This window comes from Lelliottia sp. (assembly GCF_045627565.1).
Classification (GTDB): Bacteria; Pseudomonadota; Gammaproteobacteria; order Enterobacterales; family Enterobacteriaceae; genus Enterobacter.
In genome coordinates, this window is the sequence record NZ_JAZQNX010000039.1 from 143,779 (window position 1) to 158,701 (window position 14,923).

The window sequence follows — 14,923 nt, forward strand, 5'->3', positions numbered from 1 at the left end:
GCTTACATCGGCCAGATATGATCGATGATGATTTGCAAACTGCGATTTCCGCGAAACTCATTGATATCCAGTTTGTAGGCCAGTTCGACTTCGCGCACGCCGTTATCAGGCCAAACCGAGGTATCAACGTTGAAGGCAATCCCATCCAGCAGCGGGCCGCCGCCAATCGGTTCAACCATCACTTTTAGATGACGCTCACCCACCAGGCGCTGTTGCAGTAAACGAAAACGCCCGTCAAACAGCGGTTCCGGGAACATTTGTCCCCAGGGGCCCGATTCACGCAGCAGTTGCGCAATTTCCATGGTCATTTCAGCAGGCGTCAGCGCGCCATCAGAAACCACTTCACCCTGCAACAACGCGGGATCGAGCCAGTCAGTCACCAGCGCGCTAAAGAGCCGTTGAAACTCATCAAATTTCGTCTCTTCCAGCGATAAACCCGCAGCCATGGCATGACCGCCGAATTTAATCATCAACCCAGGGTGCAGCGTATCCAGACGCTCCAGCGCGTCGCGCATATGCAGCCCCTGAATAGAACGACCCGAGCCTTTTAGCGTGCCGTCCCCCGCTGGCGCAAACGCGATCACCGGACGGTGAAAACGCTCTTTAATACGCGAGGCCAAAATGCCCACGACGCCCTGATGCCATTCCGGATGGTACATCGCCAGCCCGCCGGGCAGCGTTTCGCTGCTACGCTCAAGTTTTTCACACAGCGTCAGCGCCTCTGCCTGCATCCCCTGCTCAATTTCTTTGCGTGTCTCATTCAACGCATCAAGCTCGTTAGCCAGCACGCGCGCTTCGCCGATGTTGTCGCACAGCAGCAACGCCACGCCAACAGACATATCATCCAGCCGCCCTGCCGCGTTTAGACGTGGGCCCAGAGCAAAACCTAAATCGCTTGCGGCCAGCTTTTGCGCATCGCGGTTGGAAATTTCCAGCAGCGCTTTGATGCCGGGCCGACATTTACCCGCGCGAATCCGGCTCAAACCCTGCCAGGTCAAAATACGGTTATTGGTATCCAGCGGGACAACGTCCGCGACCGTCCCCAGCGCCACCAGATCGAGATACTCCGCCAGATTCGGTACCGCAATCCCGCGCGCCTCAAACCAGCCTTTATCACGCAGTAACGTGCGCAGCGCCAGCATTAAGTAGAACGCTACCCCTACACCCGCGAGCGATTTTGACGGGAAGTCGCAGTCGCGCAGATTGGGGTTAATGATCGCGTCTGCGGCAGGCAAGGTGTCACCCGGCAAATGGTGATCGGTAACGATAACCGGGATCCCTAGCTGGTGCGCCCGATCGACCCCGGCGTGTGACGAGATCCCATTATCGACGGTTAAGATCATCTGGGCGCCACGCGCTTTCGCCTGATCGACCACTTCTGGACTCAGGCCGTAGCCATCTTCAAAGCGATTCGGCACCAGATAGGTGACATTATCGCAGCCGAGTGCGCGCAGGCTGAGCACCGTTAACGCGGTGCTGGTTGCGCCATCGGCGTCAAAGTCACCGACAACGACAATGCGCGTCCCTTCACGTAGCGCGTTGTAAAGCAGCTCGGTCGCCGTTTCTACACCGCTGAGCTGCTGCCACGGCAGCATCCCTTTGACGCTACGCTCAAGTTCGTCGGCATTGCGCACGCCACGTCCCGCATAAAGTCGACGCAGAAGCGGCGAAAGATCGGCAGGTAAATTAACGCTTTCATCCACCTCACGGCGGCGCAGTTGGGTCTTTGCTTTCACGCGAATTATTTACCGCCAGTCTGTTTCTGGTGCGCGTCGAGAAACTCTTTCATCTCTTTCGGCCCCTGGTAACCCGGCACGACGTAACCGTTGCTCAGCACGATGGCAGGCGTTCCGGTCACGCCGAACTGCACGCCCAGCGCGTAATGGTTCGCAATGTCGATGTCGCAAGACGCCGGTTTCACGCCTTTGCCGTTCATCGCATCATCAAACGCTTGTTTCGGATCTTTGGCACACCAGATAGCTTTCATGTCCTGCTCTGGCTGGCTCTGAAGACCCGCACGTGGGAAGGCCAGATAACGCACGGTGATCCCCAGCGCGTTGTAGTCTTTCATCTCTTCATGCAGCTTGTGGCAATAGCCACAGGTGATATCAGTGAAAACGGTAATGACGTGTTTTTCCTGCGCTGCTTTGTAGACAATCATCTCTTTTTCGAGCGCATTCAGGTTTTTCATCAGCAACTGATTAGTGATGTTGACGGGCTGCGCACCACTGACGTCATACATTGGACCTTGAACGAAATGCTTGCCGTCTTCGGTAACGTAGAGCACACCGCTGTTCGTCAGTACCGTTTTCATTCCGGCTACGGGTGCAGGCTGGATATCACTGCTGGTCACGCCGAGTTTGGCCAGTGACTGCTTGATTGCCGCATCGTCAGCATGAGCAAAGCCCGCCCAGGATGCAGCCAGCAGAGAGAACAGCGCTAAAGATTTTTTCATTTTCGATCCTATGACTATGTGTCGGCACTCACGCTCGCGGGTGGTGCTGTTGGTGTAGCTGCCGCAACCGTTCTGTTGCAACGTGGGTATAGATTTGCGTGGTTGACAGGTCACTGTGTCCCAGCAACATCTGTACGACGCGCAAATCAGCGCCATGATTGAGCAAGTGCGTTGCGAAGGCATGGCGCAGAACATGCGGCGAAAGTTTTTCACTGTCGATACCCGCCAGTGTGGCGTAATGTTTTATGCGATGCCAGAAGGTTTGTCGTGTCATTTGTTGCGCGCGCTGACTGGGAAACAGAACATCAATAGAAACGCCGTTCAGAAGCCATGGTCGACCATGCTCCAGATAAGTCTCCACCCAGTACACCGCCTCTTCGCCAAGCGGGACCAGACGTTCTTTGTTTCCTTTACCTATTACGCGGACCACGCCCTGACGCAGGCTGATATCGCTCATCGTCAAACCCACCAGTTCCGAGACGCGTAAGCCCGTGGCGTAAAGCACTTCAAGCATGGCTTTATCGCGTAACTCCAGCGGCACGTCAACCGTAGGCGACTGTAATAATCTGTCCACTTGTGCTTCGCTGAGATCTTTAGGTAAACGCTGCGGCAGCTTGGGGGACGCCAGTAGCGCACTCGGATCGTCAGCGCGAATCTTCTCGCGATACAGATGCTGAAAAAGGCGTCGCATTGCGCTGAGCAAGCGCGCTGAACTGGTGGCTTTGTAGCCGCCGTCCATACGTTCGGCCAGTAGCGCCTGGAGATCGTCACGTTGTGCCTGTTCCAGGGACAAGCCACGGTGCGCGAGCCATTCCGCCAGCATCGTTAAATCGCGACGATAGGCGCTCAGCGTGTTCTCCGCCAGGTTCTTCTCTAGCCAGAGCGCATCGAGAAATTGTTCGATGAGTGCGAGATCCTTTTCCACGTCTGCTCCTGTGATTCAGCCCTCGGCCATTATGACGTAATGGTACAGCTTTCTGGTACACTACGCGCAAAGTCAAAGCAAGTATTGAGAAGTTTACGCGATGAATATTGGTCTGTTTTATGGTTCCAGCACCTGCTATACCGAGATGGCAGCGGAGAAAATTCGCGACATTATCGGCCCTGAACTGGTGACTCTCCACAATCTTAAAGACGATGCGCCCACCGAAATGGAACAGTACGATGTACTGATTTTAGGCATTCCGACCTGGGATTTTGGTGAGATACAGGAAGACTGGGAAGCCATTTGGGAGCAGCTCGATTCACTCAACCTGGAAGGCAAAATCGTTGCGCTTTACGGCATGGGCGATCAGTTAGGATATGGCGAGTGGTTCCTTGATGCGCTCGGTATGCTGCACGATAAACTTGCCCCAAAAGGCGTTCATTTTATCGGCTACTGGCCAACAGAGGGCTACGAGTTCACCAGTCCAAAACCGGTGATTGCTGATGGCCAGCTGTTTGTGGGCCTGGCGCTGGACGAAACCAACCAGTACGATCTCAGTGACGAACGCCTGCAAAACTGGTGTGAACAAATTCTGGGTGAAATGGCGGAAAAATTTAGCTAATCCGCTATCGACCGGGCGTCGGTTGCTGTAAAACCATCCGACGCAAATCTCGCCACTCGTCAGAATCCATACTGTCCGCCGAAAGCCATAAATGCTGGCTTCGTCCGCCTTGCACGTCACGCAAGCGAAACATCATGCCAAAACTCAGCATCCAGGGCGTACCAACGATTTCCCACTCTTTACCTTGCCAACGTAGACGCGAGTCCATCAGCAGCTTGATTTCGCCCTGACAGGAATTGATACGTCGCTGGCTGCGCACGCTGTCGAACACGACTAGCGAGAGTAATAGCATCCATAGCGGGGTGTAGCTAAGGGGCCACGGCATCAGCAAAACAAAGGCCGCAACCATTCCGTGGAGTAACAAAGACATCCACTGTGAGCGCCACGAAACGCGCAGATCAGATTGCCACAGGACCACGTTCCCGATTCCGTGTTTGAATTAATTGCACCATCCGTTGCAACTCGGTGTCGGCGGGTTTGCCGTGATTCATCAGCCAGTTGAATAAATCAGGATCGTCACTTTCAAGAAGGCGAATAAATAGACGCTTATCGTCGTCGCTTAAGCTGTCGTACTCATACTCGAAGAATGGCATGACGGAAATATCAAGTTCGCGCATGCCGCGACGGCAAGCCCAGTGAATACGAGCTTTATTGCTAATGTCCATGTTGATTTCCTGCTAAACGTTTCTTCTACCTCTAAGAGGGACGATTTCTAGTGTAACGTGTTTTTTGCCGTTCCATTACAGGAAAATCACTGACTGGAAGCACGCTTCCAGAAAAATCCCCTATAAAGAGAGCGGATTACTCTGTTTTGCGTGACGCAACGCAGAACGCTAATAAGGCACAATTGGGCTGCTGAAAGCGCTTGCAATGACTGCTGTCTCTTTTACCATTAGGCATTAACAAAGCGTTAAGCAATTCAGGATATCACTATGGCTTTTAACCCATTTCCTCCTCGCCAGCCTGTCGCCTCTGCGCGTCTGCCGCTGACGCTTATTTCTCTTGATGACTGGGCTCTGGCGACGATTTCTGGCGCTGACAGTGAAAAATATCTTCAGGGTCAGGTCACTGCCGACGTTGCCCAGTTAGGCGAGCATCAGCATCTGCTGGTGGCGCATTGCGATCCCAAAGGGAAGATGTGGAGCAATCTACGTCTGTTCCGTCGTCAGGACGGTTTTGCCTGTATCGAACGCCGTAGCTTGCGAGATGCACAGCTGACTGAACTAAAAAAGTACGCGGTTTTCTCCAAAGTGACGATCGTTGCAGATGACGAAAATGTGCTGCTTGGCGTTGCCGGTTTTCAGGCACGCGCGGCGCTGAAAAATCTCTTCAGCGCGCTGCCGGATGCGGATAAACCGTTGATCAACGATGGCGTAACCTCGCTTCTGTGGTTTGAACACCCAGATGAGCGCTTCCTGCTGGTCACGGATGTGGCGACGGCGGATCGCGTGACCGAGGCGCTGCGTGGCGAAGCGCAATTCAACAATAGCCAGCAGTGGTTAGCGCTGAATATTGAAGCGGGTCTGCCGATCATTGATGCGGTAAACAGTGCACAATTTATTCCGCAGGCAACCAATATTCAGGCGCTCGGCGGCATCAGCTTTAAAAAAGGCTGTTATACCGGTCAGGAGATGGTAGCCCGGGCAAAATTCCGCGGGGCGAACAAGCGCGCGCTGTGGTATCTGGCAGGAAACGCCAGCCGTGTGCCGGAAGCCGGTGAAGATCTTGAGCTGAAAATGGGTGAAAACTGGCGTCGCACAGGTACTGTGCTTGCCGCGGTTCAGCTTGATGACGGACGCGTGTTAGTCCAGGTTGTCATGAATAATGATATGGAAGCTGACAGCGTGTTCCGCGTGCGTGACGATGCCAGTACATTAAGCATCCAGCCGCTGCCGTATTCATTAGAAGAGTAATGCTTTGCCCGGCAGTGCCTTCATTGCCGGGCGTTCAAAACGCTACACCTGCGCAACGTACAAATAAATCGCCAGGAAATGACACACGCTCCCGCCCAACACAAAGCCATGCCAAATAGCGTGGTTATACGGAATACGTTTACAGACGTAAAAAATCACGCCGAGTGAATAGATAATCCCTCCCAACGCCAGCAACGTCACACCACCCGCGTCCAGTTTTGTCGCCAGTTGATATACCACGATCAGTGACAGCCAACCCATCGTCAGATACGTCACTAGCGAAAGCACTTTAAACCGGTGCGCAATCGTAAGCTTAAACAAGATACCGAGCAGCGCCAGACCCCAGATGACGATCATCAGGCCACGTGATAAAGGCGAATTTAACCCCACCAGCAAAAATGGGGTATAGGTTCCGGCAATCAGGAGATAGATAGCGCAGTGATCAAATTTCTTAAGCCAGATTTTGGCCCGCTGGTGCGGAATGGCGTGATACAGCGTTGAGGCGAGAAAGAGCAGAATCATACTCCCGCCATACAGGCTGTAGCTGGTGATAGCTAGCGCATTGGCGTTTGTATCAACCGCCTGCACCAGCAGAAGCACCAAACCGACAATACCAAAAACGAGACCAATACCATGGCTAATACTGTTGGCTATTTCCTCAGCCAGTGAATATCCCTGTGCAACGATTGGTTTGCTCACTATAGGAAACTCCAGGATAACAGAAGATAAAAATGTATCGCAAAACTATGCTAACTGAGAACGATTCCAGTGAACACCTGTTAGCTAAAATAAACACCGCTTCCAGAATAATCCATTAAAATCATTACATTGACGTTAAAACTCACCTAACGACTGTTCTTTTTTGTTAAAGACATTTGAATTCAATCACATAAAACTGGGACTGGTTAGGGTAAATCTCGGCGATGACCTCTTTAAGCGTTTCCAGCGACATGTTTTCCTGCTGCGCATGTTTTTCAGTTAACGCATCTAGCGTCACCGTCGATGTGCGGATGACCTCAATCGTGCAAAAGTAGCCCTCATCCTCATAGCGCCCAACGCGCAGAATATCGCCTGCGGTAAAGTGTGATTCTGAGTCGTCGCGGATGGTGATGGTTTTTCGCCCGGCCAGAATGTCTTCCTGAAAGCGCTGAAAAAAAGTGATGTCGTTTGGCTGCATGGTATTATTCCCTGAAGATAAAGTCTGATGAGTGAGTTTAGCCATCGTGAGCATGTTCTCCCATTCTGCCATTGCCAGTCTCAACAATCTTGAGATGATGGTTTACAACTATGCTATCAAAAACCGCGACAAGGTCACGTACATGACCATCCGCGAACTGGCGGACGCGGCGGGAGTCTCCACAACCACAGTGCTGCGTTTTTGCCGTAAGCTCAACTGTGAAGGCTATTCTGAATTCCGTCTGCGCTTTAAATTATATTTAGAGAATAATGAACCCCAACAGGCTAATTTCGGTGCCAGTGAAATTATCAGTTTCTTCCGCAGCGTCAATAATGAAGAATTTGATTCATTATTAGCGCAAGCGGTTGATATTATATTATCGTCCGAACGTATTATATTTGTTGGCGCAGGGACCTCTGGTTCGCTGGCAAAATATGGTGCACGATTCTTTTCAAATATTGGTAAATTCAGCAATCATATCGACGATCCCTATTTCCCGGTTACCAACGATATGGCGAAAAATGCGCTGGCGATTGTGCTTTCTGTTTCTGGTGAAACCGAAGAGATCCTGCGCTTCGCCAGCCAGTTCAGCCTGCACAACTGTAAAGTGCTGTCCATCACCAGCCATGAGCACTCTCGTTTGGCAAAACTTGCCGACTTTAATCTCTCATGGCATGTGCCGCAAACCCGTATTGGCGGCGTCTACGATATAACCACTCAAATCCCGGTTATTTATATTCTTGAATCATTAGGCCGGAAACTGGCGAAGAAACTGGCGGAATAAAACAGGCTGTTTTTTTGATGTAACAAATCACATAAGTCGCCATTTGTTATATCGTGACATTTAATTCCGCTTTGCTAGACTCGAATACAACAGCAACAATTCGAGACTCGCTAATATGAAAAAACTCACCTTACCAAAAGACTTTTTATGGGGCGGCGCGGTCGCTGCTCACCAGGTTGAAGGCGGTTGGAACAAAGGCGGCAAAGGCCCCAGCATTTGCGATGTGCTGACCGGCGGCGCGCACGGCGTTCCGCGCGAAATCACGCAGGAAGTGATCGAGGGAAAATATTACCCGAACTACGAAGCCATCGACTTCCACGGTCATTACAAAGAAGACATCAAGCTCTTTGCAGAGATGGGCTTCAAATGCTTCCGAACCTCAATCGCCTGGACGCGTATCTTTCCGAAAGGCGACGAAACCCAGCCGAATGAAGAAGGGCTGAAGTTTTACGACGACATGTTCGACGAACTGTTGAAGTACAACATCGAACCGGTCATCACCCTCTCCCACTTCGAAATGCCGCTGCATCTGGTGCAAGAATACGGCGGCTGGACCAACCGTAAAGTGGTGGATTTCTTCGTGCGTTTTGCCGAAGTGGTCTTCGAGCGCTACAAAACCAAGGTCAAATACTGGATGACCTTTAACGAAATCAATAACCAGCGCAACTGGCGCGCGCCGCTGTTTGGTTATTGCTGTTCTGGCGTGGTGTACACCGAGCATGAAAACCCGGAAGAGACCATGTACCAGGTGCTGCACCATCAGTTTGTGGCCAGCGCGCTGGCGGTCAAAGCCGCGCGTCGTATTAATCCAGAGATGCAGGTCGGCTGCATGCTGGCGATGGTGGCGCTCTATCCGTTCTCCTGCAAACCCGAAGACGTAATGTTTGCTCAGGAATCTATGCGTGAACGCTATGTCTTTACCGACGTCCAGCTGCGCGGCTACTACCCGTCCTACGTGCTAAACGAATGGGAGCGCCGCGGTTTCTCAATCAAAATGGAAGCCGGCGACGAACAGATCCTGCGTGAAGGCACCTGCGCTTACTTAGGTTTTAGCTATTACATGACCAATGCGGTCAAAGCGGAAGGCGGGACAGGCGATGCGATTTCCGGCTTCGAAGGCAGCGTGCCAAACCCACATGTGAAAGCGTCCGACTGGGGCTGGCAGATTGATCCGATAGGATTACGCTATGCGCTGTGTGAACTTTACGAGCGCTATCAGAAACCGCTGTTTATCGTGGAAAACGGTTTTGGCGCTTACGATAAAGTGGAAGACGACGGCAGCATCAACGATGACTACCGCATCGATTACCTGCGCGCTCACGTCGAAGAGATGATCAAAGCGGTCACCTATGACGGGGTAGACCTGATGGGCTATACGCCATGGGGCTGCATCGACTGCGTGTCATTCACCACCGGTCAGTACAGCAAGCGTTACGGCTTTATCTACGTGAACAAACACGACGACGGGACTGGCGACATGTCGCGTTCCCGTAAGAAAAGTTTCGAGTGGTACAAAGCGGTGATCGCCAGCAACGGCGAAACCCTCTGAATTTCATTCCCTCTCCCCGATGGGGAGAGGGAAAATTATTTCCCGCCCGCTAATTCCAGAAAACTGCCCGTCACGTAAGACGCCTTTTCGCTCAGCAGCCAGACTATCGCCTGTGCCACCTCTTCGGGCTGGCCGCCGCGCTGCATCGGTAACAGAGATTTCACCCGATCCACGCGCTCTGGTTCACCGCCAGAAGCATGAATGTCGGTATAAATTAGCCCTGGACGCACGCAGTTCACGCGAATACCCTGCGCCGCCACCTCCAGCGATAACCCGATGGTCAACGAATCTACCGCACCTTTCGAGGCGGCATAATCGACATACTCACCGGGAGCCCCAAGACGCGACGCCGCAGACGACACGTTCACTATCGCCCCGCCTTTGCCGCCGTGTTGATGAGACATGCGTTTCACCGCTTCGCGACAGCAGAGAAAATAGCCCGTCACGTTGGTGGCTAATACGCGATTGATACGCTCGGCGGTGAGGTTTTCAATCGTGCTTTGTTCAAACAAAATGCCAGCGTTGTTGACCAGTGCAGCCAGCGGTTCGCCTTCACGGTCCAGGCTTTCGAACATCGTCATCACCTGCGTTTCGTCGCTGATATCAGCGCGTAGCGCAAAGGCTTTGCCGCCGGACTCGGTGATTTGATTGACCACATCCGTCGCGGCTTTGATGTTGTGATGATAATTCACCGCCACCGTGTAGCCTTCGCGCGCCAGTTGCAGCGCGGCCGCTTTACCAATTCCGCGGCTTGCGCCGGTAACAAGAGCAATAGCCAATAGACGTCCCTCCAAAATAAAAAAGCCGGGCATCACTCGCCCGGCTTAAGCAGTCACGTTAAGTATTACTGGTATTCGCTCATTGGCACGCAGGAGCAGAACAAATTGCGGTCGCCATAAACGTCATCAAGACGTTTCACCGTCGGCCAGTATTTGTTCGCCATGCCCGCCGGGAAGACCGCCACTTCGCGGGTATAACCGTGATGCCACTCCGCTATCAGCTCGTTTTGAGTATGCGGCGCATTGACTAACGGGTTATCTTCAAGCGTCCATTCGCCCTGCTTCACGCGGGTAATTTCGTTGCGAATCGCCAGCATCGCTTCGATAAAGCGATCCAGTTCGACTTTGCTTTCTGACTCGGTCGGCTCAACCATCAGCGTGCCCGCTACCGGGAACGACATGGTTGGCGCATGGAATCCATAGTCAATCAGGCGCTTGGCGATATCCAGTTCGCTGATCCCGGTGTCGTCTTTCAACGGACGAATATCCAGAATGCATTCGTGCGCCACGCGGCCATCACGACCGGTATAGAGCACCGGATAGGCGTCTTTCAGACGAGTGGCAATATAGTTGGCGTTCAGAATCGCCACCTGGCTTGCCTGCTTCAGCCCTTCCGCGCCCATCATGCGGATATACATCCAGCTGATTGGCAGAATGGATGCGCTGCCAAACGGCGCCGCAGAGACCGCGCCCTGACGGGTCAACATACCTTCGATTTGCACCACGCTGTGGCCTGGAACAAACGGTGCCAGGTGCGCCTTTACGCCAATCGGACCCATACCTGGGCCGCCGCCACCGTGCGGAATACAGAAAGTTTTATGCAGATTCAGGTGCGAAACGTCCGCGCCGATAAAGCCCGGAGAGGTAATGCCCACCTGCGCGTTCATGTTTGCGCCATCGAGATACACCTGGCCGCCGAACTGATGCACAATCTCGCACACTTCACGGATGGTTTCTTCGTACACCCCGTGGGTGGACGGATACGTGACCATAATGCAGGACAGTTTTTCGCCCGCGTTTTCGGCTTTGGCACGCAGATCGGTCAGGTCGATATTGCCGTTTTTATCGCACGCGACGACAACCACTTCCATTCCCGCCATCTGCGCGGATGCAGGGTTAGTGCCGTGCGCAGAGCTTGGGATCAGGCAGATATCGCGATGACCTTCGTTGCGGCTTTCGTGGTAATGACGAATCGCCAGCAGGCCCGCGTACTCACCCTGCGCGCCGGAGTTGGGCTGCATGCACAGTGCGTCATAGCCGGTCAGCTTCACCAGCCAGTCGGAGAGTTGATTGATCATCTGATGGTACCCTTCCGCCTGGTCTGCCGGGCAGAACGGGTGCAGCTCAGAGAATTCAGGCCAGGTAATCGGGATCATTTCTGCGGCGGCGTTCAGCTTCATGGTGCAGGAACCCAGCGGAATCATCGCCTGATTCAGCGCCAGATCTTTGCGCTCCAGAGAGTGCATATAACGCATCATCTCGGTTTCGCTGTGATAGCGATTGAACACCGGGTGAGACAGAATCGCGTCATCGCGCAGCATGCTTTCCTGAATAGAGCGGCTGTCGTGCGCCACTTCTTTATCCAAGGCATCGACGTCAAGTCCGTGCGCATCGCCAAGCAGGACGTTAAACAGATTTTGCACGTCCTCGCGGGTCGTGGTCTCATCCAGCGTGATGCCGACGGCGTTGAGAATATCGCTACGCAGGTTGATCTCTGCGGCTTCGGCGCGCGCCAGCACACCGGCTTTATCCGCGACTTCAACACACAGGGTGTCAAAGTAATGGGCATGGCGCAGCTTCAGACCTTTTTGCTGTAACCCGGTAGCCAGAATATCCGCAAAGCGATGAATGCGGGTCGCGATGCGCTTCAGGCCCACTGGACCGTGGAATACCGCATACAGGCTGGCGATATTGGCCAGCAGCACCTGAGAGGTACAAATATTGGAGTTGGCTTTTTCGCGACGAATATGTTGTTCGCGAGTCTGCATCGCCATGCGTAGCGCGGTATTCCCGGCAGCATCTTTCGACACACCGATAATGCGGCCAGGCATGGAGCGTTTGAATTCATCTTTTCCGGCGAAGAATGCCGCGTGCGGGCCACCGTAGCCCATCGGCACGCCAAAGCGCTGTGCGGAACCGAAAACAATATCTGCGCCCTGTTTGCCTGGGGCCGTTAACAGCACCAGCGCCATAAAATCGGCCGCCACGCTGACAACAATTTTGCGCGATTTCAGCTCGGCAATAAGCGCACTGTAGTCGTGCACTCCACCGGTGGTGCCGACTTGCTGCAACAGCACGCCAAAGACATCCTGATGATCCAGCACTTTATCAGCATCATCGACAATCACGTCAAAACCGAAGGTTTCGGCACGCGTACGCACAACGTCCAGCGTTTGCGGATGAACGTCAGCCGCAACGAAGAAGCGATTAGCATTCTTGAGCTTGCTGACGCGTTTTGCCATCGCCATCGCTTCGGCTGCGGCAGTCGCTTCATCCAGCAAAGAGGCCGAGGCGATGTCCAGTCCGGTCAGATCCAGCGTGACTTGCTGGAAGTTCAGCAGCGCTTCCAGACGCCCCTGAGAGACTTCCGGCTGATACGGTGTATAGGCGGTGTACCAGCCCGGATTTTCCAGCATGTTACGCAGAATAACCGGCGGCAACTGCACAGGGGTGTAACCCATGCCAATGTAAGACTTAAAGCGCTTGTTGAGACCGGCAATGGCCTTCAGTTCCGCCAGCGCAGCAAATTCCGTTGTCGCCTCGCCCACTTGCGGTGGCGTGGCGAGCTGAATGTCTTTCGGCACGATCTGGCCAATCAGTGCGTTTAACGAATCCGCGCCAACTGTCTTCAGCATCTCCTGCTGTTGCTGAGCATCCGGCCCAATGTGACGTTCAATGAAGGCGCCACGGTTTTCAAGCTGGCTTAAAGTCTGTGTCATGAGCGATGGTTCCTGAAACGTGCGGTGAATCGATGTAGAAATCGTGATTGTCTTGCCTTGATACGCTAAAGCATTCGCGTTGCAGGAAGGCGGCGACGCTGCGAATCCTCAGGAGCTTACATAAGTAAGTGACTGAGGTGAGTGAGGACGCGTACGCACCTGCAACGTGAAGGATGACGCGTATTTACTCGTTTTCTAGCAGAGCGGCATAGGCCGTCGCATCCAGCAGCGCTTCCACTTCCGCTTCGTCAGCCGCTCGGATTTTGAAAATCCAGCCGTCGGTGTACGGGTCGCTGTTCACCAGCTCCGGGGAGTCGCTCAGCGCATCGTTGACGGCAACGATTTCGCCGCTCACGGGTGCGTAGATGTCAGATGCGGCTTTAACAGATTCCGCAACCGCACAGTCGTCGCCCGCACTCACGGTCGTGCCGACGTCTGGCAGGTCGACAAACACCATGTCGCCGAGCAGCTCTTGCGCATGCTCGGTGATGCCCACGGTGTAGGTTCCGTCGGCTTCTTTGCGCAGCCATTCGTGTTCTTTACTGTATTTCAGTTCTGCTGGCACATTGCTCATTGGAATTCTCCTGATAAAAAATGATTAGGCGACCGGCTTACCGGCGCGAACAAAAATTGGTTTAGTCACGTTAACGGGCATTTCTCGGTTGCGGATCTGCACAATGGCGGTTTCGCCAATGCCGGCCGGAACGCGCGCCAGCGCAATGCTGTAGCCTAACGTCGGCGAGAAAGTACCGCTGGTGATCATACCTTCACGCTGATTGCCCAGTTCATCGGTGAATCGCACAGGCAGCTCGTTACGCAGCACGCCTTTTTCGGTCATCACCAGGCCAACAAGTTGATCGGTGCCTTTCTCGCGCTGCATCTCAAGCGCTTCGCGGCCAATAAATTCACGATCGGCGGGTTCCCACGCGATGGTCCAGCCCATGTTGGCGGCCAACGGAGAGACGGTTTCGTCCATTTCCTGGCTGTACAAATTCATGCCTGCTTCCAGACGCAGCGTATCGCGTGCGCCCAGACCCGCAGGTTTGACACCAGCTTCCACCAGTGCGTGCCAGAATTCGGCGGCTTTCTCGTTTGGCATTGCAATTTCGTAACCCGCTTCACCGGTGTAACCGGTGGTGGCGATAAACAAATCGCCCGCCTGCACACCGAAGAACGGCTTCATGCCTTCAGTCGCGTGGCGCTGTTCATCGGTGAATAATGTGGCGGCTTTCGCCTGCGCGTTAGGCCCCTGAACGGCGATCAGCGACAGATCGTCACGAACGGTAACCTCGACGGCGTACTTTTCAGCGTGTTGGGAAATCCAGGAGAGGTCTTTTTCGCGGGTGGCGGAGTTAACAACGAGGCGGAAGAAATCGTCAGTGAAGTAATAAACAATCAGGTCGTCAATGACGCCGCCGGAGGCATTGAGCATGCCGGAGTATAACGCCTTGCCTGGAGTCTTGAGCTTAGCGACGTCGTTTGCCAGAAGATAACGCAAAAACTCCCGGGTGCGGCTCCCGCGCAGATCGACAATGGTCATGTGCGACACATCAAACATACCGGCATCGGTGCGCACGGCATGGTGCTCATCGATTTGTGAGCCGTAATGCAGCGGCATCATCCAGCCATGGAAATCCACCATGCGTGCACCGCATAACGTGTGTTGTTCGTATAAAGGAGTTTGTTGAGCCATCTTGTCCTCGTTGAATAAGCAGGGCTATCTTGTGTTTCGTCTAAAAATCCATCACGAAACCCGGCGTTGGCATCACGCCTGGACGCC

Annotated in this window: 15 protein-coding genes; 4 read left to right on the forward strand and 11 right to left on the reverse strand. The window is 53.6% G+C overall.

Going from position 1 to position 14,923, the window contains the following annotated elements; all coding sequences use genetic code 11:
- Nucleotides 1-2: 2 nt before the first annotated feature.
- Genes recJ through xerD form a run of 3 tightly spaced genes read right to left on the reverse strand, consistent with a single transcriptional unit; the run spans nucleotide 3 to nucleotide 3,380 of the window.
- A complete protein-coding gene (recJ, locus tag ACKI5T_RS18855) occupies nucleotides 3-1,736 on the reverse strand; it encodes a single-stranded-DNA-specific exonuclease RecJ (RefSeq protein ID WP_407439412.1) in 1,734 nt (577 codons plus the stop codon).
- A 5-nt stretch (nucleotides 1,737-1,741) separates the two neighbouring features.
- The gene (gene dsbC / locus ACKI5T_RS18860; protein ID WP_015960302.1) at nucleotides 1,742-2,455 is read right to left on the reverse strand and encodes a bifunctional protein-disulfide isomerase/oxidoreductase DsbC; all 714 of its coding nucleotides are present in this window, start codon (nucleotides 2,453-2,455) and stop codon (nucleotides 1,742-1,744) included.
- Nucleotides 2,456-2,483: 28 nt separating this feature from the next.
- Complete coding sequence (gene xerD, locus ACKI5T_RS18865; RefSeq protein WP_133631337.1) at nucleotides 2,484-3,380, reverse strand: site-specific tyrosine recombinase XerD; 897 nt, start codon at nucleotides 3,378-3,380, stop codon at nucleotides 2,484-2,486.
- 100 nt (nucleotides 3,381-3,480) lie between these two features.
- Here xerD and fldB point away from each other — a divergent pair, with 100 nt between their 5' ends.
- Nucleotides 3,481-4,002 (forward strand): flavodoxin FldB, encoded by a 522-nt coding sequence (gene fldB, locus ACKI5T_RS18870; RefSeq protein WP_015960304.1) that lies wholly within the window; start codon nucleotides 3,481-3,483, stop codon nucleotides 4,000-4,002.
- Nucleotides 4,003-4,006: 4 nt separating this feature from the next.
- Here fldB and ACKI5T_RS18875 read toward each other — a convergent pair whose 3' ends face one another.
- Both ACKI5T_RS18875 and sdhE read right to left on the reverse strand, forming a co-directional pair.
- Nucleotides 4,007-4,420 (reverse strand): protein YgfX, encoded by a 414-nt coding sequence (locus ACKI5T_RS18875; RefSeq protein ID WP_407439415.1) that lies wholly within the window; start codon nucleotides 4,418-4,420, stop codon nucleotides 4,007-4,009.
- Nucleotides 4,401-4,667: an FAD assembly factor SdhE gene (gene sdhE / locus ACKI5T_RS18880; RefSeq protein WP_015960306.1), complete on the reverse strand. Its 267-nt coding sequence runs from the start codon at nucleotides 4,665-4,667 to the stop codon at nucleotides 4,401-4,403. The genes ACKI5T_RS18875 and sdhE overlap by 20 nt, the downstream gene beginning before the upstream one ends.
- Nucleotides 4,668-4,934: 267 nt before the next feature.
- Between sdhE and ygfZ the strand changes: the two genes are divergently transcribed.
- Complete coding sequence (gene ygfZ, locus ACKI5T_RS18885) at nucleotides 4,935-5,915, forward strand: tRNA-modifying protein YgfZ (RefSeq protein ID WP_407439417.1); 981 nt, start codon at nucleotides 4,935-4,937, stop codon at nucleotides 5,913-5,915.
- 42 nt (nucleotides 5,916-5,957) lie between these two features.
- On the opposite strand, the gene ACKI5T_RS18890 is transcribed toward ygfZ, so the two are convergent.
- Together ACKI5T_RS18890 and yqfB are read right to left on the reverse strand one after the other, a co-directional pair.
- Complete coding sequence (locus tag ACKI5T_RS18890) at nucleotides 5,958-6,617, reverse strand: hemolysin III family protein (protein WP_407439467.1); 660 nt, start codon at nucleotides 6,615-6,617, stop codon at nucleotides 5,958-5,960.
- A 163-nt stretch (nucleotides 6,618-6,780) separates the two neighbouring features.
- Entirely contained in the window at nucleotides 6,781-7,092 is a 312-nt protein-coding gene (gene yqfB, locus ACKI5T_RS18895; RefSeq protein WP_407439419.1) for a N(4)-acetylcytidine aminohydrolase, read from the reverse strand.
- 52 nt (nucleotides 7,093-7,144) lie between these two features.
- On the opposite strand from yqfB, the gene ACKI5T_RS18900 reads away from it, so the two are divergent.
- Complete coding sequence (locus tag ACKI5T_RS18900) at nucleotides 7,145-7,876, forward strand: MurR/RpiR family transcriptional regulator (protein ID WP_015960310.1); 732 nt, start codon at nucleotides 7,145-7,147, stop codon at nucleotides 7,874-7,876.
- A gap of 115 nt (nucleotides 7,877-7,991) precedes the next feature.
- Complete coding sequence (locus tag ACKI5T_RS18905) at nucleotides 7,992-9,425, forward strand: 6-phospho-beta-glucosidase (protein ID WP_407439420.1); 1,434 nt, start codon at nucleotides 7,992-7,994, stop codon at nucleotides 9,423-9,425.
- A 35-nt stretch (nucleotides 9,426-9,460) separates the two neighbouring features.
- On the opposite strand, the gene ACKI5T_RS18910 is transcribed toward ACKI5T_RS18905, so the two are convergent.
- From ACKI5T_RS18910 to gcvT, 4 genes are all read right to left on the reverse strand, one after another.
- Entirely contained in the window at nucleotides 9,461-10,204 is a 744-nt protein-coding gene (locus ACKI5T_RS18910; protein ID WP_407439421.1) for an SDR family oxidoreductase, read from the reverse strand.
- A gap of 65 nt (nucleotides 10,205-10,269) precedes the next feature.
- Nucleotides 10,270-13,143 (reverse strand): aminomethyl-transferring glycine dehydrogenase, encoded by a 2,874-nt coding sequence (gene gcvP / locus ACKI5T_RS18915; RefSeq protein WP_407439423.1) that lies wholly within the window; start codon nucleotides 13,141-13,143, stop codon nucleotides 10,270-10,272.
- A 184-nt stretch (nucleotides 13,144-13,327) separates the two neighbouring features.
- Nucleotides 13,328-13,717 (reverse strand): glycine cleavage system protein GcvH, encoded by a 390-nt coding sequence (gene gcvH / locus ACKI5T_RS18920; protein WP_015960314.1) that lies wholly within the window; start codon nucleotides 13,715-13,717, stop codon nucleotides 13,328-13,330.
- Nucleotides 13,718-13,741: 24 nt separating this feature from the next.
- Nucleotides 13,742-14,836: a glycine cleavage system aminomethyltransferase GcvT gene (gene gcvT / locus ACKI5T_RS18925; RefSeq protein ID WP_407439425.1), complete on the reverse strand. Its 1,095-nt coding sequence runs from the start codon at nucleotides 14,834-14,836 to the stop codon at nucleotides 13,742-13,744.
- Between the last annotated feature and the right edge of the window lie 87 nt (nucleotides 14,837-14,923).